Here is a 24,358-nt window from a genome sequence, read left to right on the forward strand (position 1 = left end):
AAGCCCTTTATAAGGCCGCCCCCTCCCAATCAGCGCAAAAGCAGTGCAGCGGTGAGCCAAACTGGCTCAGTCGAACAGCGTTGGCATGAAGCGCATAGTGGGTCTCAATACCCCTTGCAGTCACGCGTCCCCATCAGTCCATCGGTGCTTCAAAGATGGACTCGATGGGCTGCTCGAACACCTTGGCGATCTTGAACGCCAAGGGCAAGCTCGGGTCGTAGCGGCCGGTCTCGATGGCGTTGACGGTCTGGCGCGACACACCCAGGCGCTCTGCAAGGTCAGCCTGGGACCAGCCCAGTTCGGAGCGCAGATGACGCATTTGATTGTTCACTGATAGCGCCTTGAACCGATGATCGTCGCCACACACCAGACGCCGCCCATGATCGGCCAGACCATGAAGGCCGACATCCGCGGGAAGCCAGCCGTTTCCAGAAAACCGTAGCTGAAGGTGGTCAGCGCCGTGCAGACAAACGCCACCGCAAGCGCTTCGAGCTGGATCTTGCGGCCCATTTCATCCATGGCGTTCAGCCGCCGGATAATCGACACCGCCATCGCGATCATCGGGATGACGGGCAGCAGTGCCAGGGCGATTTTGGCGACGCCGTCGGGCATCGACGACATGTAGACGCTGGAAACCACCACGCACAGTACGTACACCAACAAAATGACAGCGAACTCCATCGGGAAGCGTTTGGGTGACATGATCATCTCCATAAGTAAAGGGTGCTTTACATTAGGTGGTGGTCAATTCGGTGTCAAGCTTGCTTTACATCGTGGTAGGCAGGCATTAAAAAACCACCCGCAGGTGGTTCTTTTCAATACTTGATCACTTACTCGCCGCGATAGATGCAGCCACTGGTGCAGGTCTCGTGGATACGGATCGCACTGAGTTCCGGCAGCAAGGGTTTCAGTTCATTCCAGATCCACTTGGCCAGTACTTCGCTGGTGGGGTTTTCCAGGCCGGGAATGTCGTTGAGGTAGTTGTGGTCGAGGCGTTCATAGAGCGGCTTGAAAATCGCTTTGATCTCCGAGAAGTCGCGAATCCAGCCGGTATGGGGATCCAGGTCGCCGCTCAGGTGGATGGCCACCTTGAACGAATGCCCATGCAGGCGCCCGCATTTGTGGCCTTCCGGTACGTGGGGCAGGCGATGGGCGGATTCGAATGTAAATTCCTTGAAGATTTCCACAGTGTTTTCAGCTCGGTCAGGTGTCTGGCAGGCGGCGAGTTTAACAGCTTGATCAACCTCTGCGCATACCGCCCCTCGGCCGCAGGCACCCATGCGGTCAAAGGGCTAGCAAACGGTCGCCGAGCTTGCCGTTGTCCGCCAATGCCAAAAACTCATCCCCCAGCCGTTGGCTCTCGCTCATGGCGGTTTGCCAATATTTGTTGCGGCCAGGGTTATCGCCCATAAAGCGCTTGAAGTCGCTGCGGTCTGGCAGCTTGCCGTGGGGCAGGCGGGCCAGGTAATCCCTGGACGGCGCCAGCAGTAACACATCCTGCAAGCCTTGCTGGTTGCTGCGTCGCCAGGGCAGGCCCTTGTCGAACCAGCCGGGGATGACCCGGTCGGTAAAGTGCGGGTACAGCACGATGTCATCGCCGTGGTAAGGCAGGTCGAGGTGGTAATCCAGCAGGCCGCCGTCGCGGTAGGTGCCGGCTCCGGCCCCGGGCAGGTCGCGCACGCCTTGCATCACCATGGGGATCGAGCCGGACGCGAGCAACGCCTGGCGCAGGTTGCCCACGTCCAGGGTGAGGAAGCGCGAGGGGAAATCCTTCAGAGGGTGTACCGGTGGCGCCTGACGCGGGTCGTGGATGATCAGCCGCTCGAAATGCCGCGACAGCCGTGCGCGGCCCCGCAGGTTATCGGCAATCACCGACGACAGGCCCAGCCCCAGCCGCCCACGGTGGTCATCGGCGAGCAAGCCGTGGCTCTTGACCACCATGATGTTCAGCCGATAGTCGGGGTTGTCCAGCACCCGCGCATCGCGCCCGGCCAGCAGGTCGTCGAGCATGCGCTGGCAGCTCTGGCTGACTTGGGCCATGGTCACGCCTTTGGCAAAGCGCTGCTCGTTGTACAGGCGGCCCAGGTCGAGCAAGCCTTGCACCGGGTCGGGCAGGCAGGCGCTGGCGAACCGCCAGGAGCCGATGGACGCGCCGATCAGCGCCCGCTCGCGCGGCGCACGGCGTAACCAGTCACCGAACAGCGCCAGGTCGAGCCCTTGGATACCCAGGGCCTTGGGGCCGCCGGCCGCACCGGGGAGGATGCCCACGTCGGCAGGCGCAAGGCCCTGCTCGCGGAGGCGGGTGAAGGCGCGTTTGCCGGCCTTGAGGGTCAAGGCCGGGAACTTGATATGGATGGCGGTCATACCGGTCTCTGTTGAGGCGAGCGGGGCAGTATAGGAAATCTCGCAGGCAGTGGGAAAAATGGCTTAACCGGAATTGCCATGGTGGCAATTCAGTTTCAGTTAAGTTGCAGCGCGTACCGTGGCCGACGTAGGAAAACATCATGTAACGGAGACTTATCATGAAGCGCCTCACTGCCCTGGGCGCCGCCGCTATCATCCTCGTTACGGCGACCCCGGCCGCCGCATTGGACCCCGACAAACCACTGATCGTGCCGGCCACTGTTACTATTGTCGCTTTCGATCAATTGGAAGCCACTGCCCTGGCCCTTCACCCTGGTTCGACGCTGCTGGGCACCGACCTGGATGAGGAGTACGGCAAGTACGTCTATGAAGTTGAGCTTCAAGACACTGACGGCATTGAATGGGATGTTGAATTGGACGCGCTCACCGGGCAGGTTCTCAAGAATCATCAGGATACGTAATGAAGGTAAATTTACGCGTCGGCAGTCGCGTGGCGCTGGTGCTCATGGTGTTTTGTTCCAGCCTGGCGGCCCGCGACCTCAACCAGGACGAAGCCCTGGCCTTGCGCCAGCAAGGCGTGATCCTGCCATTGGAACAGCTGTTGCAGCAGGCCATGGCGCGATACCCCGGCTCACGGCTGCTGGAAGCCGAACTGGAAAAGAAACACGGGCAATACGCCTATGAAGTGGAACTGGTGACCACCGAGGGCGTGGTGCGCGAGATCAAGCTGGATGCCACCAATGGCGACCTGATCAAAGATGAGGAAGACTGATGCGCCTGCTCCTGGTGGAAGACAACGTACCCCTGGCTGACGAGCTGATGGCCGGCCTGCAGCGCCAGGGCTATGCGGTCGACTGGCTGGCCGATGGCCGCGACGCCGTGTATCAAGGGCGCAGCGAGCCCTATGACCTGATCATTCTCGACCTTGGCCTGCCCGGTTTGCCCGGGCTTGATGTGCTGGCGCAATGGCGCGCCGCCGCGTTGGCCATCCCGGTGCTGATCCTCACCGCCCGCGATTCCTGGGCTGAGCGTATCGAAGGGCTCAAGGCCGGCGCCGATGATTACCTGAGCAAACCCTTTCACCCTGAAGAGCTGTACCTGCGCATCCAGTCGCTGCTGCGCCGCTCCCACGGCCAGACGAACCAGCCCACCCTGCAAGCCGCCGGCCTGCATTTGGATGAAGGGCGCCAGTGCGTGCTGCGCGACGGCGCCGAGATCCAACTGACGGCTGCCGAGTTTCGGTTGTTGCGCTATTTCATGCTGCATCCCGAACAGATCCTGTCCAAAAGCCACCTGGCCGAACACTTGTATGACGGCGAGACCGAGCGCGACTCCAATGTACTTGAGGTGCACGTCAACCACCTGCGGCGCAAATTGGGCCGCAGCGTGATCGAGACCCGACGCGGGCAGGGCTACCGTTTCGGCGCCACCCCGGCATGAGGTCAATCCAGCGGCGCCTGAGCCTGGGGTTGATCAGCGTGATGGTGATTGTCGGCGTGGTGCTGGCGCAAACCAGCCTGTGGTTGTTCGAGGCAGGTTTGCAGCGCTACCTTGAAGCGGGCTTGCGCAACGACAGCGAAAACCTGCTGGTGGCGCTGGTGCGTGGGCCCAACGGTGTGCAGTTGGATGAGCAACGCCTGTCGCCGGCGTACCAACGGCCATTCTCCGGGCATTACTTTCGTATCGACTTTGCCGATGTGCATTGGCGCTCCCGTTCACTGTGGGACCAGGAACTGCCCCGGCTTCCCACGGCGGGGCTCAAGGGCAACCTGCAACTGGGGCCCGAAGGCCAGCAACTGTTGGTGCTGCGCTCGGACTACAAGCGCTTTGGCCAGTCGATTTCCATCAGCGTGGCCCAGGACTACACGCCCGTGCGCGAGAGCTTTCGCCTGATGCGCCAGGTCGGCCTGGTGATGGGGCTGGCGGCGCTGCTTTTGGTGCTGATCCTGCAACGGGTCACCGTGCGCCGTGCCTTGCGCCCGCTGGAGACCGCACGTAACCAGATCGCCCAATTGCAACAAGGCCAGCGTTCGCAACTCGACACCCAGGTGCCGCTCGAACTGGAGCCCCTGGTGGCGCAGATCAACCACCTGCTGGCGCACACCGAAGACAGCCTCAAGCGCTCCCGCAACGCCCTCGGCAACCTGGGCCATGCGCTTAAAACCCCGCTGGCGGTGTTGTTGAGCGCCGCTTCCAGTGAAGCCCTCAAGGATCATCCGCAGTTGAGCCAGTTGCTGCGCGAACAACTGGAGCAAGTGCAGCAACGCCTCAACCGTGAACTCAACCGTGCACGCCTGGCCGGCGATGCCTTGCCGGGCGCGTTGTTTGACTGTGAACAAGAGCTGCCCGGTTTACTGGCCACCCTGCGCATGATCCACGGCGAACACCTGGACCTCGGCTACCAGGTGGCGCCGGGCCTGCAACTGCCCTGGGACCGTGAAGACCTGCTGGAACTGCTGGGCAATCTGTTGGACAACGCCTGTAAATGGGCAGACGCCGAGGTACGCCTGAGCGTCAGCGAGACGCCCCACGGTTACCAACTGACGGTGGAAGATGACGGCCCCGGCATTCCCGAGGCCCAGCGCGACCAAGTGTTCAGCCGTGGCGCACGCCTGGATGAACAGAGGGTTGGCCATGGCCTGGGTTTGGGGATCGTGCGCGACATCGTTGAGGTGTGGGGCGGGGTGTTGCAGTTGCAGGAGAGTGAGCTGGGTGGGCTCAAGGTGTTGATCGAGTTGCCACGCCGCTGACACTGACACACCACCGCTCAAGATGTGGGAGCTGGCTTGCCTGCGATAGCATCGACTCGGTTTGCCTGAAGTACCGAGGTGTCTGCATCGCGGGCAAGCCCGGCTCCCACAGAAAAGCCTTGCTACATTCAGACCCTGAACTGATCCATCAACCCCTGCTGCTGATTCGCCAGACTGTTCAACGCCTGGCTGACCCGCGCCGACTCATTGGCCTGCTCCGACAATGACTCGGTCACATCGCGAATGGTCGCCACGTTGCTGTTGATCTCTTCGGCCACCGCGCTTTGCTCTTCGGCGGCGCTGGCGATTTGCAGGTTCATGTCGCTGATCACCGTGACCGCATCGCCAATCTGGCGCAAGGCCGTCACGGCCTGGCCCACCTGTTCGACGCTGCCCTGGGCCTGGCGATAGCTGTTGCCCATGGAGCCGACCACGTCGCTGGTACCGGTTTGCAATTGTTCGATCACCAGGCGGGTTTCTTCCACCGATTCCTGGGTGCGCCGCGCCAGGTTACGCACTTCGTCGGCGACCACGGCAAAACCGCGGCCGGCTTCACCGGCGCGAGCGGCTTCGATGGCAGCGTTGAGCGCCAACAGGTTGGTTTGCTCGGCGATGCCGCGAATCACTTCGAGCACCGAGCCGATCTGTTCGCTGTTGGCGGCCAAGCCTTCTACCTGGGCCATGGCAGTGCTCATGTCGGCGGCGAGCTCGCCAATGTTGACGGTGGTGCGGTCGATAACCGTCAAGCCTTGGCGGGTCGCCTGGTCGGCATCCCGGGCGGCTTGGGCCGCTTGGGCGGCGCTGCGGGCCACATCCTGGGCGGTGGCGCTCATTTCGTGGGACGCGGTGGCCACCTGGTCCACCTGGCGGTACTGCTGCTCCATGCCGGCGCTGGTTTGCGTGGCAATGGCTGCGGATTGGTCGGCGGTGCCGCGGGCGTCCTGCACCGAGCGTTTGACCTCGGCAATGATCGGCTGCAGCTTGTCGAGGAAGCGGTTGAACCAGCCGGCCAATTGGCCCAGTTCATCCTGTTTGGCATAGGCCAGGCGCCGGGTCAGGTCGCCTTCGCCGCTGGCAATGTCTTCAAGCATGTGCGCCACGCCAAGGATTGGCCGGGTCACGCTGCGCGCCATCAGCCACACCAGGATCAAGCCGACCACGGCGGCTAGCAGGCCCAGGCCCAGTTCCAGCAAGGTGCCTTTGGCGTTGTCGGCGTCCAGCTGGTTTTTCAGCGCTTCGGCGGGGGCGACCAGGACTTGTTCCGGTACATCCAGCAATACGCCCCAGGCCTTACCGCCGGGAATCGGTGCAAAAGGCGCCAGTACCTTGAGTTGATGGTCGGTGCGCAGGCTGTGGGTCTGGGTACTGCTGGCCAAGGCACTGATCAACTGAGCGCCGCTGGCCGGGTCGACCTGCTCCAGGCGTTGGCTGAGTTTGCTGGCATCCGGGCTGTAGCCGGCCAGTAAGCCGGTCGGGCTGAGGATGCTGACCTGGGTCTGGCCGTCGTACAGTTTCTGGCTGGCCTGTTGGCTGACCGCCTGCAGGCTGTTGAGGTTGATGTCCACCGACAGCGAGGCGATGACTTTGCCATTGACCATCAGCGGGAACACGATGCTGGTCATCAGCACGTTCTGGCCGTCGATCACATAGAAGTAGGGCTCGATCACGCAGGGCTTGAGGGTCGTGCGTGGGCAAGTGAACCAGGCGTTGGCCTTTTCACCGCTGGGGCCGATGGAGGTGTCGGCCATGTCGCTCTCGGGCAGCGCCATCGAGGTGATTTTCCCCGGTGTTGGTTGCGACCAGTACAGCGCGAAACGGCCTTTGTCATTGCTGCCCAGTTCCGCCTGGTTGGCGAACAGTTCGTCTTTGCCGTCCAGCGCATTGGCTTCGAACACCAGGGACAGGCCGAGCAGGTCTGGGTTGGCCTGCAGGGCGGCCTTGACCTGGCGCGTCAGGTCTTCACGGGTGTCGAAGGCATCGAGAAAGCGCTTCTCGGCCTGTTCGCGCAAAAACAGCACCTGGCGGGAAAAGCCATGGCCGTACTGGTAGGCATCCATGAACTGCTGGCGAATGCCCAGCGCCTGCACTTCGCCTTGGGCTTCAATGCGCGACTGGGCGGCTTCGTCGAGCATCTGCATGCTGGACGCCTTGACCTGCTGCGAGCTCTGCGCCATGCGATACAGCGACAGACCCACCAGCAGGGTCACGATCCCCAGCAGGCACAGGCCCGCCAGCAGGGTGATTTTCCATTGAATGGAGAGCTGCCTGAGCGACATCGGGACATCCTTACCTGAAAGCACATAGAGACAGCGTATCGGCCAGTGCCTGTAATTCTTTATCTGTGCAGAGGGCTTTGCCTCACCACAGTTTTTGACATGACAGCCCAGCTCCTGCAAAGTGCGCGCCCTCTAATAAGACCTCTTTCAAGCCTGCACGCCGGCAGCTGTTCCCATGGGCCGCGCGCGGGCATGCCTGTCTTTTTTGTCTCTGCTTGAGGTAACCATGATTAACGCAGTCATCGCCGCGGTCGGCACCATGCTGGTACTCAGCCTGTCCCGCGTGCATGTGGTCATCGCCATTATCGTCGGCGCCCTGGTGGGTGGCTTGACCGGTGGCCTGGGTATCGAGGCCACGCTCAAGGCCTTCAACGGCGGGCTGGGCGGCGGCGCAACCGTGGCCTTGTCCTACGCATTGCTCGGAGCTTTCGCCGTGGCGATTGCCAAGTCCGGGCTGGCCCATGCCTTGGCGGACAAAGCCTTGCTGCTGGTGGACCGCCAGGACGCCAGCGGTGGCAACCACGTCAAATGGCTGTTGATCGGCCTGTTGTGGGTGGTGGCGATTGCCTCGCAGAACATCTTGCCGATCCACATTGCGTTTATTCCGCTGCTGGTACCGCCGCTGTTGTATGTGCTGACCAAGCTGCAACTGGACCGTCGCCTGATCGCCTGTGTGATGACCTTCGGCCTGATCACCCCGTACATGTTTCTGCCGGTGGGCTTTGGCAATATCTTCCTCAATCAGATCCTGCTGGCCAACGTCGCCAAGAGCGGGGTGGATATCAGCGGGGTGAATGTCACCCACGCCATGGGCCTGCCGGCGCTGGGCATGGTGGTCGGCCTGCTGGTGGCGGTGTTGATCAGCTACCGCAAAAAGCGTGTGTACGACCTGAAGAAAATCGAGCGTGTCGAGCAAGTGGCGGTGCAGTACAACCCGCTGACCCTGCTGGTGGCCGGTCTGGCGATTGCCTCGGCGTTCATCATCCAGTTGTGGCTGGACTCGATGATCATCGGTGCCCTGGCCGGCTTCCTGATCTTCTCGGTGTCGGGCATCGTGCGCTGGCGCGACACCGATGACCTGTTCACCGAAGGCATGAAGATGATGGCGATGATCGGCTTCATCATGATCGCGTCCTCAGGCTTTGCCGAAGTGCTCAAGGCCACCGGTGACGTGAACTCGCTGGTGCAAACCTCGGCGGCGTTCATCGGCCATAGCCGGGGCGTCGGCGCGTTGTTGATGCTGCTGGTGGGGTTGTTGGTGACCATGGGCATCGGCTCGTCGTTTTCCACGGTGCCGATCCTCGCGGCGATTTTCGTGCCGCTGTGTGTGCAGTTGGGCTTCAGCCCGGTGGCCATCGTGTGCATCGTTGGTACCGCCGGTGCCTTGGGCGACGCCGGTTCGCCCGCCTCGGACTCTACCCTCGGGCCCACCTCCGGCCTGAATATCGACGGCCAGCACCACCACATCTGGGACACCGTGGTGCCGACCTTCCTGCACTACAACCTGCCGCTGCTGGCGTTCGGCTGGCTGGCCGCGATGACGCTCTGACGAGGTTCCTGTAGGAGCGAGCTTGCTCGCGAAAAGCGTCAACGATAACGCGGGCAACCTGGCACCCCGCAGTGCTCTCAGGTTCTTCGCGAGCAAGCTCGCTCCTACAGAAATCGCTCACATGGCCGTTAACCTCTCAAGTCGCCACTAACAAGAGAGAAAAGCCATGCGTCTGAGTTTGAAGGCCAAAGTCCTGGCCCTTGCTGTCGTGCCGGTGTTGTTGTTTGCCGTGGTCATCAGCCTGACCACCGTGTGGATTCTGCAGGGCCAGGCCCGCAACGAAGTGGATGAAACCCGCCAGCGCCTGCTCAACGACGCCAAGGCCACCCTGCAAGGTTATGTCGAGGTGGCCATGACCACCATCAAGCCGCTCTACGACGCGGCAGCCCCCGGCGACAGCGCGGCGCGGGCGCAGGTGGTCAAGTTGTTATCCAATACCAGCTACGGCAAAGACGGCTATTTCTTCGGCTACGACTCCGAAACCATCCGCCTGTTCAAGGGTAACAGCCCGGACGGAGTGGGCAAAAGCTTCAAGGACAACCGCGACCCTAACGGCGTCTACGTCAACCGCGACCTGGTCAAGGTCGGCAAGGACGGCACCCACTACCTGCAATACAGTTCGACCCAGCCCGGCCAGACCGAACTGGTGCCCAAGCTCGGCTATACCGAGTACCTGCCCAAGTGGGACATGGTGATCGGCACCTCGGTGAACCTCGATGGCATCGACGCCCAGGTGGCGGTGGTGCAGGCTAAAGTCGAGACACGCATGCAAGGCGTGCTGCTGAGCATCCTCGGTGTGGCCGTGGTGGTGTTGCTGGTGATCGCCGCCGTGGGCATGTTGCTAGCCAATACCATCTTGCGTCCGCTGCACCTGATGAAAGCCAACCTCGATGACATCGCGGCGGGTGAAGGCGACCTGACCCGCCGCCTGGCCATCACCAGCCAGGATGAACTCGGCGACCTGGCCGGTGCATTCAACCGCTTTGTCGATAAAATCCAAGGCCTGGTGCGCCAGATCACTGACATGACCGTTCAGCTCACCGGGTTGGTGAGCCAGGTGTCCGACCAGGCCCAGCGCTCCGAGCAGGCCATGGAACGCCAGCGCCACGAGACCGACCAGGTGGCCACCGCGATCAACCAGATGTCCTCGGCTGCCCACGAAGTGGCACGCAGTGCCCAGGGCGCCGCCGTCGCTGCGCAGCAGACCGACGCCGAAGGCCAGGCCGCCAAGCGCGTGGTGGACGGTAGCATCGCGCAGATCCATGCGCTGGTGAACGACATCCGCAGCAGCGGCGTGTCCCTGGACAGTCTGCAGCAGGATGTGTCGTCAATCGTCAGTGTGCTCGGCGTGATCCGCTCCATCGCCGAGCAAACCAACTTGTTGGCGCTCAACGCTGCCATCGAGGCCGCACGGGCCGGGGAGGCTGGGCGTGGCTTTGCCGTGGTCGCCGATGAAGTGCGTGCCCTGGCCAGTCGCACCCAAACCAGCACTCAGGAAATTCAGGGCATGATCGATCGCCTGCAAAAAGGCACCGAGGCGGCTGTGGACGCTATGCGCCGCTCCAGCGATGCCGGCGACGGCACCTCGGCCCAGGCCAACCAAGCCGGCGCGTCTCTGGACACCATGGCGCAACTGATTGGCACCATTAATTCAATGAACGCCCAGATCGCCAGCGCCGCCGAAGAGCAGACCGCCGTCGCGGAAGAGATCAACCGCAGCGTGCATCAGATTGCCGTAGCGGTAGACAGCGTGGCGGATGAAACCCAACTGGGCGCTCAGACGTCTCGCAGCCTGGCCGACCTGGGCCAGCGCCTCGGGCAGTTGGTGGGCCAGTTCAGGATCTGATCCATTCAACCCCATGGCAGGGTTTAAACGTCGCGCATCAGCAAGCCAAAGCGCAGGTCCATCTGCGCCGGAATCGGCACATACACCGTATGCCCGTCCCCCGGCGCCACCTCGATGCTTTCGCCCTTGGCGTTATGCAGGCTCGGCAAGTCAAAGTGAAAATTGCCAGCGGGCGTCATCAACTCCAGATGATCGCCCAGCGCAAAGCGATTCTTCACCTTCACCTCGGCCAACGCGCCACGACGCTCGCCGGTCAGTTCCCCGACAAACTGCTGGCGTTCGGAAACCGAGCTGCCGTTCTGGTAGTTCTGGTATTCGTCATGCACGTGGCGGCGCAGGAAACCTTCTGTGTAGCCACGCTGGGCCAGTGATTCGAGGTTGGTCATCAAGCCGCGGTCAAACGCGCGCCCGGCCACTGCGTCATCGATGGCCTGGCGGTACACCTGGGTGGTGCGCGCGCAGTAGAAGTGCGATTTGGTGCGGCCTTCGATCTTTAACGAATGCACGCCCATCTGTGCCAGGCGCTCCACATGCTGCACGGCTCGCAGGTCCTTGGCGTTCATGATGTAGGTGCCGTGTTCGTCTTCGAAGGCGGGCATGGGTTCATCGGGGCGATTGGTTTCTTGTAGCAGGAACACCTGATCGGTGGGCGTGCCGATGCCCAATGTGGGTTGATATTCATGGACGATATCCCCCGTGACATTCTCCACTGCCGGCGTGGCCTGGTATTTCCAGCGGCAGGCATTGGTGCAACTGCCCTGGTTGGCATCGCGCTTGTTCATATAGCCCGACAGCAGGCACCGCCCGGAATAGGCCATGCACAAGGCGCCATGCACAAACACCTCCAACTCCATGGCCGGCACCTGCTGGCGGATTTCGCCGATCTCTTCCAGGGACAGCTCCCGCGACAGAATCACCCTGCAAATGCCTTGTTGCTGCCAGAACGCCACGCTGGCCCAGTTCACCGTATTGGCCTGTACCGACAGGTGGATTGGCATCTGCGGGAAGTGCTCGCGCACCAGCATGATCAACCCCGGGTCGGACATGATCAGCGCATCCGGGCCCATAGCGATCACGGGCGCAAGGTCTTTGAGGAAGGTCTTGAGCTTGGCGTTGTGCGGCGCAATGTTCACCACCACGTAAAAGCGCTTGCCCTGGTCATGGGCTTCCTGGATGCCGAGGGCCAGGTTGGCGTGGTCGAACTCGTTATTGCGCACCCGCAGGCTGTAGCGCGGCTGGCCGGCATAGACCGCGTCGGCACCGTAGGCGAAGGCGTAGCGCATGTTTTTCAGGGTGCCGGCGGGAGCGAGCAGTTCGGGGGCAGTTATCGGGCGCATGGGTGTGGGTCGCAAAAAGGCGCGAGGGTAGTGCTGGAGCGATAACGGGATATTGACCCAGGTCTAAATAACGCGATCTATGCTTGTTCGATAAACCAGGGCACTCCCGCGTTTGGCTGCGGACTAAGCAACAGGGCCGCCATCGGCCCTGTTTTTCTGACATGGACCGGACATGAATCAAACCAACCTGCAATTCAAGACCCTGTTGCTGCTACTGGCCTTGGTCACCGTGGCTTTTATCTGGATATTGCTGCCGTTCTACGGTGCGGTGTTCTGGGCGGTGATCCTGGGCATTATCTTTGCGCCGATGCAGCGCCGCCTGCAGCAGCGTTTTAGCTGGAATCGCAACCTGACCTCCCTGACCACCTTGACGGTGTGCCTGGTGATCGCGATTCTGCCGGTGATCATCACCAGTGCGCTACTGGTGCAAGAGGGGGCCACGCTCTACAAAAACATCGAGAGCGGCAAACTCGACGTGGCGGGTTATATCGAGCAATTCAAGAACGTCCTACCGCCGTACTTCCAGCAATTGCTCGACCGCTTCGGCATGGGCAACCTCGAAGGGCTGCGGGAAAAGGTCGTCAAGGGCGCGATGCAGGGCAGTCAGTTCTTTGCCTCCCAGGCGTTCAGCTTCGGCCAGGGTACGTTTGATTTCCTGGTGAGCTTTTTCATCATGCTGTACCTGCTGTTTTTCCTGCTGCGCGACGGCCCGGAACTGGTACGCAAGGTGCGCACAGCCGTACCCTTGGCCGAGCCGCAAAAGCGTCGCCTGCAACTCAAGTTCAACCGCGTGGTGCGCGCCACGGTCAAGGGCAATGTGCTGGTGGCCGTGACCCAGGGTGCGCTGGGTGGCTTGATCTTCTGGTTCCTGGACATCCCCAGTGCCTTGCTCTGGGCCGTGCTGATGGCGTTCCTGTCCCTGCTGCCTGCGGTGGGTGCCGGGCTGGTCTGGGGGCCGGTGGCAGTTTATTTCCTGTTGAGCGGTTCGATCTGGCAGGGTGTGGTGCTGGGGCTGTTCGGCGTGTTTGTGATCGGCCTGGTGGACAACGTGCTGCGCCCGATCCTGGTGGGCAAGGACACCAAGATGCCCGACTACCTGATCCTGATCTCGACCTTGGGCGGCCTGTCGGTGTTCGGCCTTAACGGCTTTGTGATCGGGCCGCTGGTGGCAGCGTTGTTCATGTCGTGCTGGGCGTTGTTCGTCGAAACCAAGCCGCGGGTCAAGCTGCCGCTGCCGTAACGTTCAGGCTTCTAGCCTGAAGTCGGTTGCCATCCGGCGTTGTGTTTCTGCATCCGATAACGAGGTGAGCGGGCCGCTGATCGGCTCGCCATCGCGCACCACATACCAGCAGGCGAGCAAGCCCAGTTTGCGCAGCGGGGCGGGGACGGCGCTACCAATGACGGACATGATTTGAACAGTGGGCATAAGTACCTCCAAACGTTATGGAGGTCACCTTACGGTTTGCTGGCGCCTGGGAAAAATCACCTGGCTCGATAGTCGACATCAATGTCAGGCGTTAATCCACCACCTGGTCGAGCATGTTCACCACTTCGTGCTCACTGAGCAGGCCCTTGCGCACCAGGTTTTCTGCCAACAATGCCAGGAACTTGGCGCTGCGATGGCCTTCCAGGTGCTTGAGTTCGGTCAAGGCGCTGTAGACCTTGCTGGAAGTGCAAAGGCCGGCGGTGCGGTGCGGGTTTTGTGTGGGCATGGTCAATCGTCCTTAATTGTTATTGGCTGGACTGAGTCGATAGTGCGACTGTTTTGTGACGCAAACATGACAGCGCAGCCCGCAATCGATCAAGAGGATATTTGACGCTTATGATGTGGGATTGGCGCTCGTGCGTTGTTCTCACAGCGACACTGGCAGGATAAATCCGGACTTCCCAGGCAAAAAAAGGCCCCGCGTGTGGGCGAGGCCTGTGGCTGTCAACGGGGTTAAACCTTACCAGCCATGGCGGTAGTAACCGTGAGGCGGGCCGTAGTAGCCGCGAGGTGGCCCATAATAACCGCGCGGTGGGCCGTAATAGACGGGCGCCGGGCGGTAGTAAACCTGCTGTTGCACATACACCGGTGGCGGTGGCGCGTAGTAGACCGGCGGCGGCGCGGCATACACCGGTTGCGGCTGCACATACACCGGTTGCTGCACATACACCTCACGCGGCTGGCTGGCAACCACAGAGCCGACTACTGCTGCGCCGACAAGCGCACCGAACACGGCCGGGCCACCCCAACCACCACCGTGGGCGGAGGCTTGGCCGGCCATCGCGAGTGCGCCGATAAGCAAGGCGATTCTGGGGAGTTTACGCATGATGGTCATTCCTCAATTAGCCCCTGCGCTTGTGGTCTGCAATCAATAGACTCAAGGATTGTCGCGGGGATACTTTTAAGACAACGTATTTCGAGAAAACAGCACCGCCAATGGGTAAAGGTTGTGTAAGGTCTGTACCGATTTGCTTACTTCAAGGAGTTATCCATGCAGATGCACCCCAACAAGGACACCCAACTGTGCATGTCACTGTCGGCGCGCCCTGGGAACTTTGGCCTGCGTTTTCATAACCACCTGTATGAACAGCTGGGTTTGAATTTTTACTATAAAGCCTTCAGCAGCCAGGACTTGCCCGGCGCGATCGGCGGTATCCGCGCCCTGAGTGTGCGCGGTTGCGGGGTGTCCATGCCGTTCAAGGAGGCTGCTATTGCCTTGGTGGATGAACTCGACGATTCGGTTCAAGCCATTGACTCCCTGAACACCATCGTCAACACCAACGGCCATCTCAAGGCTTACAACACCGACTACATCGCCATTGAGCAACTGCTGAAAAAGCACGCGGTGCCCAAAGATTCCACCTTTGCCCTGCGCGGCAGCGGCGGCATGGCCAAGGCGGTCGCCAGTGCCTTGCGTGACGGGGGGTACGCCAATGGTGTGATCGTGGCGCGTAATGAGGTGGCGGGCCAGGCATTGGCCAGGAACCTGGGGTACGCATGGCAGGCGGAATTGGGCAGCCTGCGCCCACAGATGCTGATCAACGTAACGCCCATCGGCATGTCTGGCGGGGCGGAGGCGGATGCGTTGGCGTTTGAGCCTGAGGCAATCGATCAGGCGGAGACTGTCTTCGATGTGGTGGCGATCCCGGCGGAAACGCCGTTGATCGTGCGGGGGCGTGCGCAGGGCAAGCGGGTGATTACCGGGCTGGAAGTGATCGCTATTCAGGCGTTGGAGCAGTTTGTGCTTTATACCGGCGTGCGGCCTACGCAGGAGCAGTTCGAGGCAGCGGTGGCCTTCGCCCGCAGCTAAAGCCTTACACCAATCCAATGTGGGAGTTGGCTTGCCTGCGATGGCGGCGAGTCAGGCGACGCCCATCTACCTGACACCCCACGATCCAACTGTGGGAGCGGGCTTGCTCGCGAAGGCGGCCTGACAGGCGACACTGTTATACCGAGTACATATCCATTTCTGCGGTAACGGCCACTTAGGGTTCCGCCCTGACGGCGGCTCACTTTGCAAAAGCGGCAAAGTAAGCAAAACGCTCTTGCCCCACCACTCGGCACCTCGCTTGGGCTCGGTGTGCCCGAACGCAGGCTTGAATCCGTGGGCCGCCGCCACGCGCCATCCATGGCGCGGGGCGGCTAACCCGGCGTCCTGCCGGGTTACCCACGAATTCAAGCCTGTGTTCGGCCAGCGTGGTTTAACGGGGCGCCTAAGATCAAAAGCAGATCAAGAGCAAGAGCGGCTCGCTTCGCATCGTGGTTACCGTTGATCACTTCAGAATTGTGTCGATACCTATGGCTATCGCAGGCAAGCCAGCTCCCACATCTTTATCTGCGTTATGCCTGTTCCAGTTGCGCTAGCCGCTCTTCCAGTGCGGCAATCCGCGCTTCCAGCTCTTCAATCCGCTCCACCGAAACAGCACCCGCGCTACGCTCCACTGGGTTCCCCCGCGCGGACATAATCGCTTCAATATCCGCCGGGTCCCCCAGGGCATGGGTATATCGGTCTTCCCGCTGGCCCGCCTGACGCGGCACCAGCAGTGCCAGTCCTCGTGCAATCAGGCGTTCCAGTTGATGCACGACCTGTTCGGCATCCTCAAAATCATGCATGCGCCCACTGCGGGTGAGCAGCTCATTGACGGTCTGCGGCCCCCGCAAAAACAGCAGCCCGGTCAGGATCACCTGGGCCGGCACCAGTTCCAGGGCCTTGTCCACACGGTGTTCCCAGCGGTCGGCGCGGCTGCCCATTACCAGGCGCGTGAAGCCTTGGCCCTCCAGCACGCGCAGGCTCTGGCCGACCTGGCCTTGGCTGAGGTTCATCACCGGCTCGCGGCTGGTCTTCTGGTTGCAGGCCAGCACCAAGGCGTTGAGGGTGAGGGGGTAGGTTTCCGGGTTGGTCGCCTGTTTTTCGATCAGGCAGCCCAGGACGCGGATTTCCGTGCTGTTCAGGCGCGGCTCAGGGGTGTCGGTGTCGTGCTCGGCGGTCATCGCGCTTTCCCTATGCAGTGAAGCCCCTTAGCCTAAGCTTGAAAAAATAAAAGACAAGCGCCAGGCATGGCTATAATCGCGGCTGGTTCCAACCCCGCCATTACCGTGAGACTGTCATGACTATTTCCCTGTACGCCGCTTCCATCCCGGTCTTCAAGCAAATGCTCAACGCCCTCAGCGATGTGCTGAACAAAGCTGAAGCCCACGCCAGCGCCAAGAACATCGAGCCCAACGCCTTGCTGCAAGCGCGCCTGTTCCCGGACATGTTCCCGTTGGTGCGCCAGGTACAGATCGCCGTGGACTTCGCCAAAGGTGTATCCGCACGCCTGGCCGAGATCGAAGTACCCAAGTACGAAGACAGCGAAGTCACTTTTGCCGACCTGCAAGCGCTGATCGCCAAAGTCCTGGCCTTTGTCGACACCATCAAGCCCGAGCAGATCGACGGCAAGGAAGGCATCGAGATCGTTACCCGCCCCGGCACCCCGAAAGAGAAGCGCTTCAGTGGCCAGTCCTACCTGCTGACCTACGGCCTGCCGCAGTTCTTCTTCCACGTCACCACCACTTATGCGCTGCTGCGTCATAACGGCGTGGAAGTGGGCAAGCGCGACTATATGGGCGCGTTTTAAACCCGCAGATACAAAAAAGCCCGGTGCCGTTCTCTGCGAATGGCACCGGGCTTTTTTATGGGGCTGTGTTAAGCGGCCTGCTCTTCCTTGCCCAAACACGCCGCCGCCGTAAACAGCACATCGGTAGACGAGTTGAGTGCGGTTTCCGCCGAGTCCTGCAGCACGCCGATGATGAAACCGACAGCCACTACCTGCATGGCGATTTCACTGGGGATGCCAAACAGGCTGCACGCCAGGGGAATCAACAGCAGCGAACCACCCGCCACCCCCGATGCACCGCAGGCACACACCGCAGCGACTACGCTGAGCAGCACGGCGGTAGGCATGTCCACGGCGATGCCCAGGGTGTGCACGGCCGCCAGGGTCAGCACGGTGATAGTGATGGCGGCGCCGGCCATGTTGATGGTGGCACCGAGCGGGATCGACACCGAGTAGGTGTCTTCATGCAGGCCCAGGCGTTTGCTCAACGCCAGGTTGACCGGAATGTTCGCCGCCGAGCTGCGGGTGAAGAACGCGGTGAGACCACTTTCACGCAGGCACATCAGCACCAGCGGATAGGGGTTGCGGCGCAGTTTCCAGAACACGATGGCCGGGTTGATCACCAGCGCCACGAACAACATGCAACCGATCAGCACGGCCAGCAGGTGGGCATAGCCGAGCAGGGCGCCGAAACCCGAGGTGGCCAGGGTGGAGGCCACCAGGCCAAAGATGCCCAGCGGGGCGAAGCGGATCACCACGCGTACAATCAGGGTGACGCCGTTGGACAAGTCGTCCAATACCGTACGGGTGGTTTGACCGGCATGGCGAATAGCGATGCCCATGCCAATGGCCCAGGCCAGGATGCCGATAAAGTTAGCGTTCATCAGCGCGCTGACGGGGTTATCCACCACACTGAGCGCCAGGCTTTGCAACACTTCGCCAATGCCTCCAGGAGCGCTCACCGTGGCGTCATGGGTCGCCAATACCAGGAACGACGGAAACATCATGCTGGCGACCACCGCAACCACGGCGGCGGCAAAGGTGCCGAGCAGGTACAGGAACAGGATCGGGCGGATATGGGTTTCCTGGCCATGCTTATGGTTGGCAATCGAGGCCATGACCAGCACAAACACCAGGATCGGCGCGACAGCCTTCAGCGCCGTGACAAACACCTTGCCGATAAAACCAGTGGCGCGCGCGGCCTCGGGTAACAGCAAGGCCAACACGATCCCGGCAATCAGGCCGATGACAATTTGGGTGACCAGGCTGACGCGCATTAAACGTTGCAACAGGGAGGGGGCAGCAGTCATAAAGAGTTGTCTCTAGTTTTTTTAGTAGGGCACAGCATTGCAGGCAGAAAGTACTGTAGGAAGTAGGCGCGAAGTCTAGCATGCTGTGGGAAGCGTCTTGTTTGCTGCGGCATTCCGTCACCCGTTTCAGTCGGGCTTGGTCAAATCCGGACATGTTCTGTTAAGATTCACCCCTCTCATCTTTCCTCTCCTTCAGCGAGCCCTTAGGGCTGTCGTTGATGTCGTCGTTTCTGGAGTTTTCATGTTGTTTCCTATCCTGCTGCTGTCAGCCGCCGGTTTTACCGTGCTGACCACAGAGTTCGTCATTGTCGGCCTGTTGCCGTCGATTGCTCGGGACCTGAACGTCAGCGTGTCCCAGGCCGGGCTGCTGGTGACACTGTTCGCGTTCACCGTGGCCGCGTTCGGCCCGTTCCTCACCGCCTATTGCGCGCGGTTCCCGCGCAAGCGCTTGTTTATCAGCATCCTTATCATGTTTGCGGCGGCCAATACCGTGGCGGCATTGGCACCGAATATCTGGGTGATGGCCGTGGCCCGTTTGATCCCTGCTCTGGGCTTGCCAGTGTTCTGGGCCCTGGCCAGCGAAACGGCGGTAGACATTGTCGGCCCTGAGTTCGCCGGGCGCGCGATTGAAAAAATCGGCTTCGGCATTGTCTGCGCCACCGTGTTTGGTATTCCGGTGGGCACGCTGATTTCCGATATGTTCGGCTGGCGCACCGCGTTTGCCGTGCTCGCGGTGATCGCCCTGGCCAAGGCGTTGCTGCTGTATATCTACCTGCCGGTCACCCAGGCCAAGCACCAGCAGGCCACGTTGCGCTCACAATTCAAGATCCTGCGCAGCCCGGTGATGCAGGGGCATATCCTGCTGTCGATCCTGGTATTCAGTGGCATGTTCACCGCCTATACCTACCTGGCAGATATCCTTGAGCGTCTGGCCGGCTTCGACGGCACGTTGGTGGGCTGGTGTCTGATGGGCTTTGGCGCAGTCGGGCTGATCGGCAACTCCTTGGGCGGACGTGCCGTGGATCGTCACCCATTGATCGCGTCCATGGTGTTCTGCGGGTTTATGATCGCGGGCATGGTGGCGGTGGTGCCTGCGATTCACTCGACCATCGGCCTGGCCGCGGCGATGGCGGTGTGGGGCGTGACCCAGGCGGCGATGTTCCTGGTCAGCCATGTGCGCTTGATGAAGGCTGCGCCCCATGCGCCAGCGTTTGCGGCGTCGCTGAACATTGCCGGGGCCAACCTCGGCATTGGCCTGGGCGCCATGGTGGGCGGGCATGTCATCGACACCCTGGGCCTGGGCAGCCTGGGGTTTGCCGCTTCGGGGTTTATCCTACTGTCGATCCTGCTGGCACTGTGGCTGATGACCGCCAAACCCACGGCGCTCAACGCCTGAATGATCAGGGCAGGGCGGTAAACAACTCCCGCCGGGCACCTTCGGTAATCGCCACAATGCCGGGGTGCTTGACCTTGCGCTCCACCGAGATCGCATAAAACGACTCGGTCACTGCATCGGTCTGGCCGATCAGCGCCACGCCATATTGGCGCACCACCTCATCGGCGATCACGCTGGGCGCGATAAAAATCCCACTGCCGGATTGCCCGAACGCCTGCATCAAGGCGCTGTCGTCGAATTCGCCAATGATGCGCGGTTGAATCTGCTGTTCGGCAAACCAGCGCTGCAGACGGCTGCGCACCACGGTCTCTGCCCCTGGAATCAACAGCGGTGCGCCCTGCAAGCACTGTGGGAAATCACCGCCATGCTGGTCAGCCAATGCCTGGGTGGCGAAAAAACTAATGCCGCATTCTCCCAGCTTCTGGCTGTAGCCCTTGATGTCCAAGTGCGTGGGCATGGGGCTGTCGGAAATCACTAGGTCCAGGCGCTGGATCGCCAGGTCGGCCAGTAAACGTTCGAGTTTGTCTTCACGGCAGGTGATGCGGATCGGTTCGCTCAACTCCATGGTCGGCGCGATCAACCGGTACACGATGGACTTGGGCACCACATCCGCCACCCCGACCCGGAACGGGATCTGCTGCTCGTCAGGCTGTGCGCGCAGCATCGCCTCCAATTCATTGCCGGTCTGGAACATCTGCTCGGCGTAGGGCAGCGCCTGGCGCCCGGCTTCGGTCAGTTCAAGCTGGCGCCCGACCCGCTGAAATAGGGCCACCCCGAAGGTCTGCTCCAACAGGCTGATCTGCCCGCTGATGGTCTGCGGCGTGAGGTTCAACTGCTCGCAGGCGCGCACGATGCTGCCAGTCTTGGCCACCACCCAGAAGTAATGCAGTTGTCGATAATTGAGCATCGCGACCTACACTTCGTAAAAAGCGAAGTATACGCGAGAAAAATACGAATTTTCCTGAACTGTTCGTCTACATAGAATGCCTCGCTATCGAGGGGCCACTATTTGGACCCAATGGTTCTAACGAGGAATACATCATGAAACTCAATTCCCTGGGCGCGGCGTCGTTGCTTGCGCTTTCATTGATAGGGGTCAGCGGCTGTGATCAAGTCGAGAAAAGCGCGCAACAGGTGTTGGGCAAAGCCACCGAGTCGGCCAAGCAGGCCATCGACGACACCCACAAGGCCGCCGAGCAGGCATTGAGTGAAGCAACCCAGGGCTTGATCAGCCCTGAGAAGCAGGAAAAAGACGCCGAAAATGACGCTGAATCCGACACCAAAGAAACCTAACTCCCCAGCACTAAAACGTCAGGACTGACCTATGGATTACCTTTTACAACTGGCCGCCAGCCCCACCGCCTGGGTCGCACTGGCGACCTTGATCGTCATGGAAATCGTGCTGGGCATCGATAACCTGATCTTTATCTCGATCCTCACCAACAAATTGCCAGAGAAGCACCGGGCCAAGGCGCGGCGCATTGGTATCAGCATGGCGTTGATATTGCGCCTGGGCCTGTTGAGCACCATCGCGTTCATCGTGCAATTGACGACACCGGTGTTCGACGTGTTCGGCCAGGCGTTCTCGTGGAAGGACATGATCCTGATCGCCGGTGGCCTGTTCCTGGTGTGGAAGGCAACCACCGAGATCCATCACAGCATGGACCCGGAGCCTGAAGAGAAGGCCACCGTCAGCAACACCGTGACCATCGGCTTTGCCGCTGCCATCGGCCAGATCCTGATGCTCGACCTGGTGTTCTCCATCGACAGCATCATCACCGCCGTGGGCATGACCGAGCACTTGCCGATCATGATCATTGCCGTGGTGGTCTCGGTGATCGTGATGCTGGTGGCCGCTGAACCGTTGGCCAAGTTCATCAACGACAACCCGACCGTGGTGATGCTGGCCCTAGGCTTCTTGATCATGATCGGCATGACGCTGATCGCCGAAGGCTTCGGCGCCCACGTGCCAAAAGGCTACGTGTATGCGGCCATGGCGTTCTCGGCGGCGATCGAATGCTTGAACATCGCCCGGCGTAACCGGCACGCACGTTTGCTCGCTGCGCGCCAGTAACCGCTGAACAAACAGGCCGGCTGTGCTCACAAGAGCCCAGCCGGCCTTTTGCTGTCTGCTAGAATCGGCCCACTTGATAGCTTGAGGTCCCCCATGAACGAGCCGATTCGCCTTACCCAGTACAGCCACGGTGCGGGTTGCGGTTGCAAGATTTCGCCCCAGGTGCTGGAAGTGATCCTTGCGGGCAGCGGTGCACAGAACCTCGACCCCAACCTGTGGGTGGGCAATGCCTCCCGCGACGATGCGGCGGTGTACGCCATCGACGACGAGCGCGGCGTGGTGTCCACCACGGACTTTTTCATGCCGATTGTCGACGACCCGTTCGACTTCGGCCGCATTGCCGCCACCAATGCCATCAGCGACATCTACGCCATGGGCGGCGACCCCCTGATGGCCATCGCCATTCTCGGTTGGCCGGTCAACGTGCTGGCGCCGGAGATTGCCCGCGAAGTGATTCGCGGCGGTCGGGCCGTGTGCGACGCGGCTGGCATCCCGCTTGCGGGCGGGCATTCCATTGACGCCCCGGAGCCGATCTTTGGCCTGGCCGTTACCGGGATCGTGCAAAAGCGCCACATGAAGCGCAACGACACTGCCACTGCCGGCTGCAAGTTGTACCTGACCAAGCCTTTGGGCATCGGCATCCTCACCACCGCCGAGAAGAAGGGCAAACTGCGCGAGGCGGATATCGGCCTGGCGCGTGACTGGATGTGCACCCTCAACAAGCCGGGCAGCCGTTTCGGCAAGTTGGCCGGTGTGACGGCCATGACCGATGTCACCGGTTTCGGCCTGCTCGGCCACCTGGTGGAAATGGCCGACGGCAGTGGCCTGACCGCCCGCATCGACTATGCAAAAGTCCCACGCTTGCCGGGGGTTGAGTATTACCTGGACCAGGGCTGTGTGCCGGGTGGCACCTTGCGCAACTTTGAAAGCTACGCCAGCAAACTGGGGCGTGTGCAGGAGCTGCACAAGCGCGTGCTGTGCGACCCGCAAACCAGCGGTGGCCTGCTGATCGCCGTTACCCCGCAAGGTGATGCCGAGTTCCACGCCGTGGCCGCCGAGCTGGGCCTGGCCCTTGAGCCTATCGGTGAACTGCTGGAGCGACAGACCAACGCGGTTGAGGTGATTTGATGGCGACGGACATCACCGATTACCGCGATATCTTCCTCAACGACCGGCCGATGATGGATACCCGCGCGCCGGTCGAATTCGCCAAGGGCGCGTTCCCCGGGGTGATTAACCTGCCGCTGATGACCGACGATGAGCGCCAGCGGGTCGGCACCTGTTACAAGCAGCAAGGCCAGCAAGCGGCAATCGTGCTGGGGCATGAACTGGTGTCGGGTGCAATCAAGGCCGAGCGCATCGAACAATGGGCGCAGTTTGCCCAGGCTAACCCCAATGGCTACCTGTACTGCTTTCGGGGCGGCCTGCGTTCACAGATCGTGCAGCAATGGTTGAAAACCGAAGCGGGCATCGAATACCCCCGCGTCGGCGGTGGCTACAAGGCCATGCGCACCTTCCTGCTGGAAACCCTGGAGCAGGCGACCGCCCAGTGTGATTTCGTACTGCTGGGCGGCATGACCGGCACCGGCAAGACCGAAGTGCTCGGCCAACTGCGCAATGCCCTGGACCTGGAAGGCCACGCCAACCATCGGGGCTCCAGCTTCGGCAAGCGTGCTACGGCGCAACCCTCCAATATCGACTTCGAAAACCGCCTGGCCGTGGATTTGTTGAAGAAGCGCGCAGGCGGTATCGAGCAGTTTGTGGTCGAGGACGAGAGCCGTATGATCGGCAGTTGTGCGCTGCCATTGCCATTGCACAAGGGGATGCAGACGTTTCCGATGGTGTGGCTGGAGGACAGCGTCGAAGGTCGCGTCGAGCGCATCCTGAAGGATTACGTCGTCGATCTGTGCGCCGAGTTCATTGACGTATGGGGTGACGCTGGGCAGGGGTTGTTCGCCGAACGCCTGACTCAGAGCCTGGCCAATATTCACAAGCGCCTGGGAGGTGAGCGTTTCCAACGGCTGCAGACGGTGTTACAGGATGCCCTGGCCGAACAGGCACGCAGCGGCGCGGTGGACCTGCACCGGGTATGGATTGAAGGCTTGCTGCGTGAGTATTACGACCCGATGTATGCGTTCCAGCGCGAGAGCAAGGGCGCGCGTATCGAGTTTGCCGGGGAGCAGGGGGCGGTGGTGGAGTATTTGCGCGAGCGGGCGACCCGGGTGGGGTGACCTTTCGGACGCCATCGCAGGCAAGCCAGCTCCCACCTTTTGAAGTGTGAATACATACAAAGGTGGGAGCTGGCTTGCCTGCGATGAGCATAGGTATCTACACAACTTTGTAGGCTGTAGCAGCCGACGGTAACCACGATGCG

General features: G+C 61.2%; 26 protein-coding genes and 1 pseudogene. 15 read left to right on the forward strand and 12 right to left on the reverse strand.

The features are described 5' to 3' along the window. Positions 1-133: 133 nt before the first annotated feature. The 4 genes from E1K68_RS10295 to E1K68_RS10310 all read right to left on the reverse strand — a co-directional run bounded on the left by E1K68_RS10295 (position 134) and on the right by E1K68_RS10310 (position 2,364). Positions 134-331, reverse strand: a complete 198-nt coding sequence (locus tag E1K68_RS10295) for a helix-turn-helix transcriptional regulator (RefSeq protein ID WP_003190255.1) — start codon at positions 329-331, stop codon at positions 134-136. Then, entirely contained in the window at positions 328-702 is a 375-nt protein-coding gene (locus tag E1K68_RS10300; protein WP_003190257.1) for a hypothetical protein, read from the reverse strand. Before E1K68_RS10300 ends, E1K68_RS10295 begins: the two co-directional genes overlap by 4 nt. A gap of 128 nt (positions 703-830) precedes the next feature. Continuing rightward, the gene (gene queD, locus E1K68_RS10305; RefSeq protein WP_003190259.1) at positions 831-1,187 is read right to left on the reverse strand and encodes a 6-carboxytetrahydropterin synthase QueD; all 357 of its coding nucleotides are present in this window, start codon (positions 1,185-1,187) and stop codon (positions 831-833) included. 97 nt (positions 1,188-1,284) lie between these two features. After that, positions 1,285-2,364 carry a patatin-like phospholipase family protein gene (locus tag E1K68_RS10310; RefSeq protein WP_212614038.1) on the reverse strand — a complete coding sequence of 360 codons (1,080 nt, stop codon included), beginning with the start codon at positions 2,362-2,364 and terminating at the stop codon, positions 1,285-1,287. A 158-nt stretch (positions 2,365-2,522) separates the two neighbouring features. On the opposite strand from E1K68_RS10310, the gene E1K68_RS10315 reads away from it, so the two are divergent. The 4 genes from E1K68_RS10315 to E1K68_RS10330 are packed head-to-tail and all read left to right on the forward strand — an operon-like array spanning position 2,523 to position 5,114. Next, complete coding sequence (locus E1K68_RS10315; RefSeq protein ID WP_034135262.1) at positions 2,523-2,825, forward strand: PepSY domain-containing protein; 303 nt, start codon at positions 2,523-2,525, stop codon at positions 2,823-2,825. Further along, positions 2,825-3,136: a PepSY domain-containing protein gene (locus tag E1K68_RS10320; RefSeq protein ID WP_003190266.1), complete on the forward strand. Its 312-nt coding sequence runs from the start codon at positions 2,825-2,827 to the stop codon at positions 3,134-3,136. The genes E1K68_RS10315 and E1K68_RS10320 overlap by 1 nt, the downstream gene beginning before the upstream one ends. Continuing rightward, complete coding sequence (locus E1K68_RS10325; RefSeq protein WP_003190268.1) at positions 3,136-3,804, forward strand: response regulator transcription factor; 669 nt, start codon at positions 3,136-3,138, stop codon at positions 3,802-3,804. The genes E1K68_RS10320 and E1K68_RS10325 overlap by 1 nt, the downstream gene beginning before the upstream one ends. After that, positions 3,801-5,114, forward strand: coding sequence for a sensor histidine kinase (locus tag E1K68_RS10330; RefSeq protein WP_212614039.1), 1,314 nt, complete (start codon positions 3,801-3,803; stop codon positions 5,112-5,114). Before E1K68_RS10325 ends, E1K68_RS10330 begins: the two co-directional genes overlap by 4 nt. A gap of 128 nt (positions 5,115-5,242) precedes the next feature. On the opposite strand, the gene E1K68_RS10335 is transcribed toward E1K68_RS10330, so the two are convergent. Then, on the reverse strand, positions 5,243-7,390 hold the full coding sequence (locus E1K68_RS10335; protein WP_212614040.1) for a methyl-accepting chemotaxis protein: 2,148 nt from the start codon (positions 7,388-7,390) through the stop codon (positions 5,243-5,245). 229 nt (positions 7,391-7,619) lie between these two features. Between E1K68_RS10335 and E1K68_RS10340 the strand changes: the two genes are divergently transcribed. The 3 genes and pseudogenes from E1K68_RS10340 to E1K68_RS10345 all read left to right on the forward strand — a co-directional run bounded on the left by E1K68_RS10340 (position 7,620) and on the right by E1K68_RS10345 (position 10,785). After that, a complete protein-coding gene (locus E1K68_RS10340; protein ID WP_164919368.1) occupies positions 7,620-8,939 on the forward strand; it encodes a Na+/H+ antiporter NhaC family protein in 1,320 nt (439 codons plus the stop codon). Between the two features lie 22 nt (positions 8,940-8,961). Beyond that, positions 8,962-9,048 (forward strand): annotated as a pseudogene (locus E1K68_RS27760) (outer membrane lipoprotein carrier protein LolA); the annotation flags it as partial. A gap of 57 nt (positions 9,049-9,105) precedes the next feature. Then, positions 9,106-10,785 (forward strand): methyl-accepting chemotaxis protein, encoded by a 1,680-nt coding sequence (locus E1K68_RS10345; RefSeq protein WP_212614041.1) that lies wholly within the window; start codon positions 9,106-9,108, stop codon positions 10,783-10,785. Between the two features lie 23 nt (positions 10,786-10,808). On the opposite strand, the gene yegQ is transcribed toward E1K68_RS10345, so the two are convergent. Further along, entirely contained in the window at positions 10,809-12,122 is a 1,314-nt protein-coding gene (yegQ, locus tag E1K68_RS10350; protein WP_212614042.1) for a tRNA 5-hydroxyuridine modification protein YegQ, read from the reverse strand. A gap of 172 nt (positions 12,123-12,294) precedes the next feature. On the opposite strand from yegQ, the gene E1K68_RS10355 reads away from it, so the two are divergent. Next, positions 12,295-13,362: an AI-2E family transporter gene (locus E1K68_RS10355; RefSeq protein ID WP_003190281.1), complete on the forward strand. Its 1,068-nt coding sequence runs from the start codon at positions 12,295-12,297 to the stop codon at positions 13,360-13,362. Positions 13,363-13,365: 3 nt separating this feature from the next. Here the strand turns inward: E1K68_RS10355 and E1K68_RS10360 are convergent, their stop codons facing one another. The 3 genes from E1K68_RS10360 to E1K68_RS10370 all read right to left on the reverse strand — a co-directional run bounded on the left by E1K68_RS10360 (position 13,366) and on the right by E1K68_RS10370 (position 14,443). Then, positions 13,366-13,548 carry a hypothetical protein gene (locus tag E1K68_RS10360; RefSeq protein WP_003190283.1) on the reverse strand — a complete coding sequence of 61 codons (183 nt, stop codon included), beginning with the start codon at positions 13,546-13,548 and terminating at the stop codon, positions 13,366-13,368. Positions 13,549-13,639: 91 nt separating this feature from the next. Continuing rightward, complete coding sequence (locus E1K68_RS10365) at positions 13,640-13,834, reverse strand: hypothetical protein (RefSeq protein ID WP_003190284.1); 195 nt, start codon at positions 13,832-13,834, stop codon at positions 13,640-13,642. 234 nt (positions 13,835-14,068) lie between these two features. Further along, a complete protein-coding gene (locus E1K68_RS10370; RefSeq protein WP_019818659.1) occupies positions 14,069-14,443 on the reverse strand; it encodes a hypothetical protein in 375 nt (124 codons plus the stop codon). A gap of 156 nt (positions 14,444-14,599) precedes the next feature. Here E1K68_RS10370 and E1K68_RS10375 point away from each other — a divergent pair, with 156 nt between their 5' ends. Continuing rightward, positions 14,600-15,418, forward strand: a complete 819-nt coding sequence (locus E1K68_RS10375; RefSeq protein WP_212614043.1) for a shikimate 5-dehydrogenase — start codon at positions 14,600-14,602, stop codon at positions 15,416-15,418. Positions 15,419-15,948: 530 nt separating this feature from the next. On the opposite strand, the gene E1K68_RS10380 is transcribed toward E1K68_RS10375, so the two are convergent. Next, complete coding sequence (locus E1K68_RS10380; protein WP_044273112.1) at positions 15,949-16,599, reverse strand: DUF480 domain-containing protein; 651 nt, start codon at positions 16,597-16,599, stop codon at positions 15,949-15,951. 116 nt (positions 16,600-16,715) lie between these two features. Here E1K68_RS10380 and E1K68_RS10385 point away from each other — a divergent pair, with 116 nt between their 5' ends. Beyond that, positions 16,716-17,225 carry a DUF1993 domain-containing protein gene (locus E1K68_RS10385; protein WP_044273114.1) on the forward strand — a complete coding sequence of 170 codons (510 nt, stop codon included), beginning with the start codon at positions 16,716-16,718 and terminating at the stop codon, positions 17,223-17,225. Between the two features lie 68 nt (positions 17,226-17,293). Here E1K68_RS10385 and sstT read toward each other — a convergent pair whose 3' ends face one another. Further along, positions 17,294-18,514, reverse strand: coding sequence for a serine/threonine transporter SstT (gene sstT, locus E1K68_RS10390; protein ID WP_003190294.1), 1,221 nt, complete (start codon positions 18,512-18,514; stop codon positions 17,294-17,296). Between the two features lie 241 nt (positions 18,515-18,755). Between sstT and E1K68_RS10395 the strand changes: the two genes are divergently transcribed. Further along, positions 18,756-19,910, forward strand: a complete 1,155-nt coding sequence (locus tag E1K68_RS10395; RefSeq protein ID WP_003190295.1) for an MFS transporter — start codon at positions 18,756-18,758, stop codon at positions 19,908-19,910. A gap of 4 nt (positions 19,911-19,914) precedes the next feature. Here E1K68_RS10395 and nhaR read toward each other — a convergent pair whose 3' ends face one another. Next, the gene (nhaR, locus tag E1K68_RS10400) at positions 19,915-20,817 is read right to left on the reverse strand and encodes a transcriptional activator NhaR (RefSeq protein ID WP_003190297.1); all 903 of its coding nucleotides are present in this window, start codon (positions 20,815-20,817) and stop codon (positions 19,915-19,917) included. Between the two features lie 134 nt (positions 20,818-20,951). Here nhaR and E1K68_RS10405 point away from each other — a divergent pair, with 134 nt between their 5' ends. The 4 genes from E1K68_RS10405 to mnmH all read left to right on the forward strand — a co-directional run bounded on the left by E1K68_RS10405 (position 20,952) and on the right by mnmH (position 24,215). Next, positions 20,952-21,203, forward strand: coding sequence for a hypothetical protein (locus E1K68_RS10405; RefSeq protein ID WP_003190299.1), 252 nt, complete (start codon positions 20,952-20,954; stop codon positions 21,201-21,203). Between the two features lie 31 nt (positions 21,204-21,234). Then, entirely contained in the window at positions 21,235-21,984 is a 750-nt protein-coding gene (locus E1K68_RS10410; protein WP_003190301.1) for a TerC family protein, read from the forward strand. Between the two features lie 93 nt (positions 21,985-22,077). Further along, positions 22,078-23,112 carry a selenide, water dikinase SelD gene (selD, locus tag E1K68_RS10415; protein ID WP_057710154.1) on the forward strand — a complete coding sequence of 345 codons (1,035 nt, stop codon included), beginning with the start codon at positions 22,078-22,080 and terminating at the stop codon, positions 23,110-23,112. Beyond that, positions 23,112-24,215 (forward strand): tRNA 2-selenouridine(34) synthase MnmH, encoded by a 1,104-nt coding sequence (gene mnmH, locus E1K68_RS10420; protein WP_003190305.1) that lies wholly within the window; start codon positions 23,112-23,114, stop codon positions 24,213-24,215. The genes selD and mnmH overlap by 1 nt, the downstream gene beginning before the upstream one ends. The last annotated feature ends 143 nt before the right edge of the window (positions 24,216-24,358 follow it).

This window comes from Pseudomonas sp. B2021, assembly GCF_018135665.1.
In the GTDB taxonomy this organism is placed as follows: Bacteria; Pseudomonadota; Gammaproteobacteria; order Pseudomonadales; family Pseudomonadaceae; genus Aquipseudomonas; species Aquipseudomonas lactis.

What these genes read in the sequence shown, in the direction of transcription:
- E1K68_RS10300 (WP_003190257.1), bottom strand. Translation starts at nt 702, where the DNA reads ATGTCACCCAAACGCTTCCCGATGGAGTTCGCTGTCATTTTGTTGGTG.
- E1K68_RS10310 (WP_212614038.1), bottom strand. Translation starts at nt 2,364, where the DNA reads ATGACCGCCATCCATATCAAGTTCCCGGCCTTGACCCTCAAGGCCGGC.
- E1K68_RS10315 (WP_034135262.1), top strand. Translation starts at nt 2,523, where the DNA reads ATGAAGCGCCTCACTGCCCTGGGCGCCGCCGCTATCATCCTCGTTACG.
- E1K68_RS10320 (WP_003190266.1), top strand. Translation starts at nt 2,825, where the DNA reads ATGAAGGTAAATTTACGCGTCGGCAGTCGCGTGGCGCTGGTGCTCATG.
- E1K68_RS10325 (WP_003190268.1), top strand. Translation starts at nt 3,136, where the DNA reads ATGCGCCTGCTCCTGGTGGAAGACAACGTACCCCTGGCTGACGAGCTG.
- E1K68_RS10330 (WP_212614039.1), top strand. Translation starts at nt 3,801, where the DNA reads ATGAGGTCAATCCAGCGGCGCCTGAGCCTGGGGTTGATCAGCGTGATG.
- E1K68_RS10335 (WP_212614040.1), bottom strand. Translation starts at nt 7,390, where the DNA reads ATGTCGCTCAGGCAGCTCTCCATTCAATGGAAAATCACCCTGCTGGCG.
- E1K68_RS10345 (WP_212614041.1), top strand. Translation starts at nt 9,106, where the DNA reads ATGCGTCTGAGTTTGAAGGCCAAAGTCCTGGCCCTTGCTGTCGTGCCG.
- yegQ (WP_212614042.1), bottom strand. Translation starts at nt 12,122, where the DNA reads ATGCGCCCGATAACTGCCCCCGAACTGCTCGCTCCCGCCGGCACCCTG.
- E1K68_RS10355 (WP_003190281.1), top strand. Translation starts at nt 12,295, where the DNA reads ATGAATCAAACCAACCTGCAATTCAAGACCCTGTTGCTGCTACTGGCC.
- E1K68_RS10360 (WP_003190283.1), bottom strand. Translation starts at nt 13,548, where the DNA reads ATGCCCACTGTTCAAATCATGTCCGTCATTGGTAGCGCCGTCCCCGCC.
- E1K68_RS10365 (WP_003190284.1), bottom strand. Translation starts at nt 13,834, where the DNA reads ATGCCCACACAAAACCCGCACCGCACCGCCGGCCTTTGCACTTCCAGC.
- E1K68_RS10370 (WP_019818659.1), bottom strand. Translation starts at nt 14,443, where the DNA reads ATGACCATCATGCGTAAACTCCCCAGAATCGCCTTGCTTATCGGCGCA.
- E1K68_RS10375 (WP_212614043.1), top strand. Translation starts at nt 14,600, where the DNA reads ATGCAGATGCACCCCAACAAGGACACCCAACTGTGCATGTCACTGTCG.
- E1K68_RS10380 (WP_044273112.1), bottom strand. Translation starts at nt 16,599, where the DNA reads ATGACCGCCGAGCACGACACCGACACCCCTGAGCCGCGCCTGAACAGC.
- E1K68_RS10385 (WP_044273114.1), top strand. Translation starts at nt 16,716, where the DNA reads ATGACTATTTCCCTGTACGCCGCTTCCATCCCGGTCTTCAAGCAAATG.
- sstT (WP_003190294.1), bottom strand. Translation starts at nt 18,514, where the DNA reads ATGACTGCTGCCCCCTCCCTGTTGCAACGTTTAATGCGCGTCAGCCTG.
- E1K68_RS10395 (WP_003190295.1), top strand. Translation starts at nt 18,756, where the DNA reads ATGTTGTTTCCTATCCTGCTGCTGTCAGCCGCCGGTTTTACCGTGCTG.
- nhaR (WP_003190297.1), bottom strand. Translation starts at nt 20,817, where the DNA reads ATGCTCAATTATCGACAACTGCATTACTTCTGGGTGGTGGCCAAGACT.
- E1K68_RS10405 (WP_003190299.1), top strand. Translation starts at nt 20,952, where the DNA reads ATGAAACTCAATTCCCTGGGCGCGGCGTCGTTGCTTGCGCTTTCATTG.
- E1K68_RS10410 (WP_003190301.1), top strand. Translation starts at nt 21,235, where the DNA reads ATGGATTACCTTTTACAACTGGCCGCCAGCCCCACCGCCTGGGTCGCA.
- selD (WP_057710154.1), top strand. Translation starts at nt 22,078, where the DNA reads ATGAACGAGCCGATTCGCCTTACCCAGTACAGCCACGGTGCGGGTTGC.
- mnmH (WP_003190305.1), top strand. Translation starts at nt 23,112, where the DNA reads ATGGCGACGGACATCACCGATTACCGCGATATCTTCCTCAACGACCGG.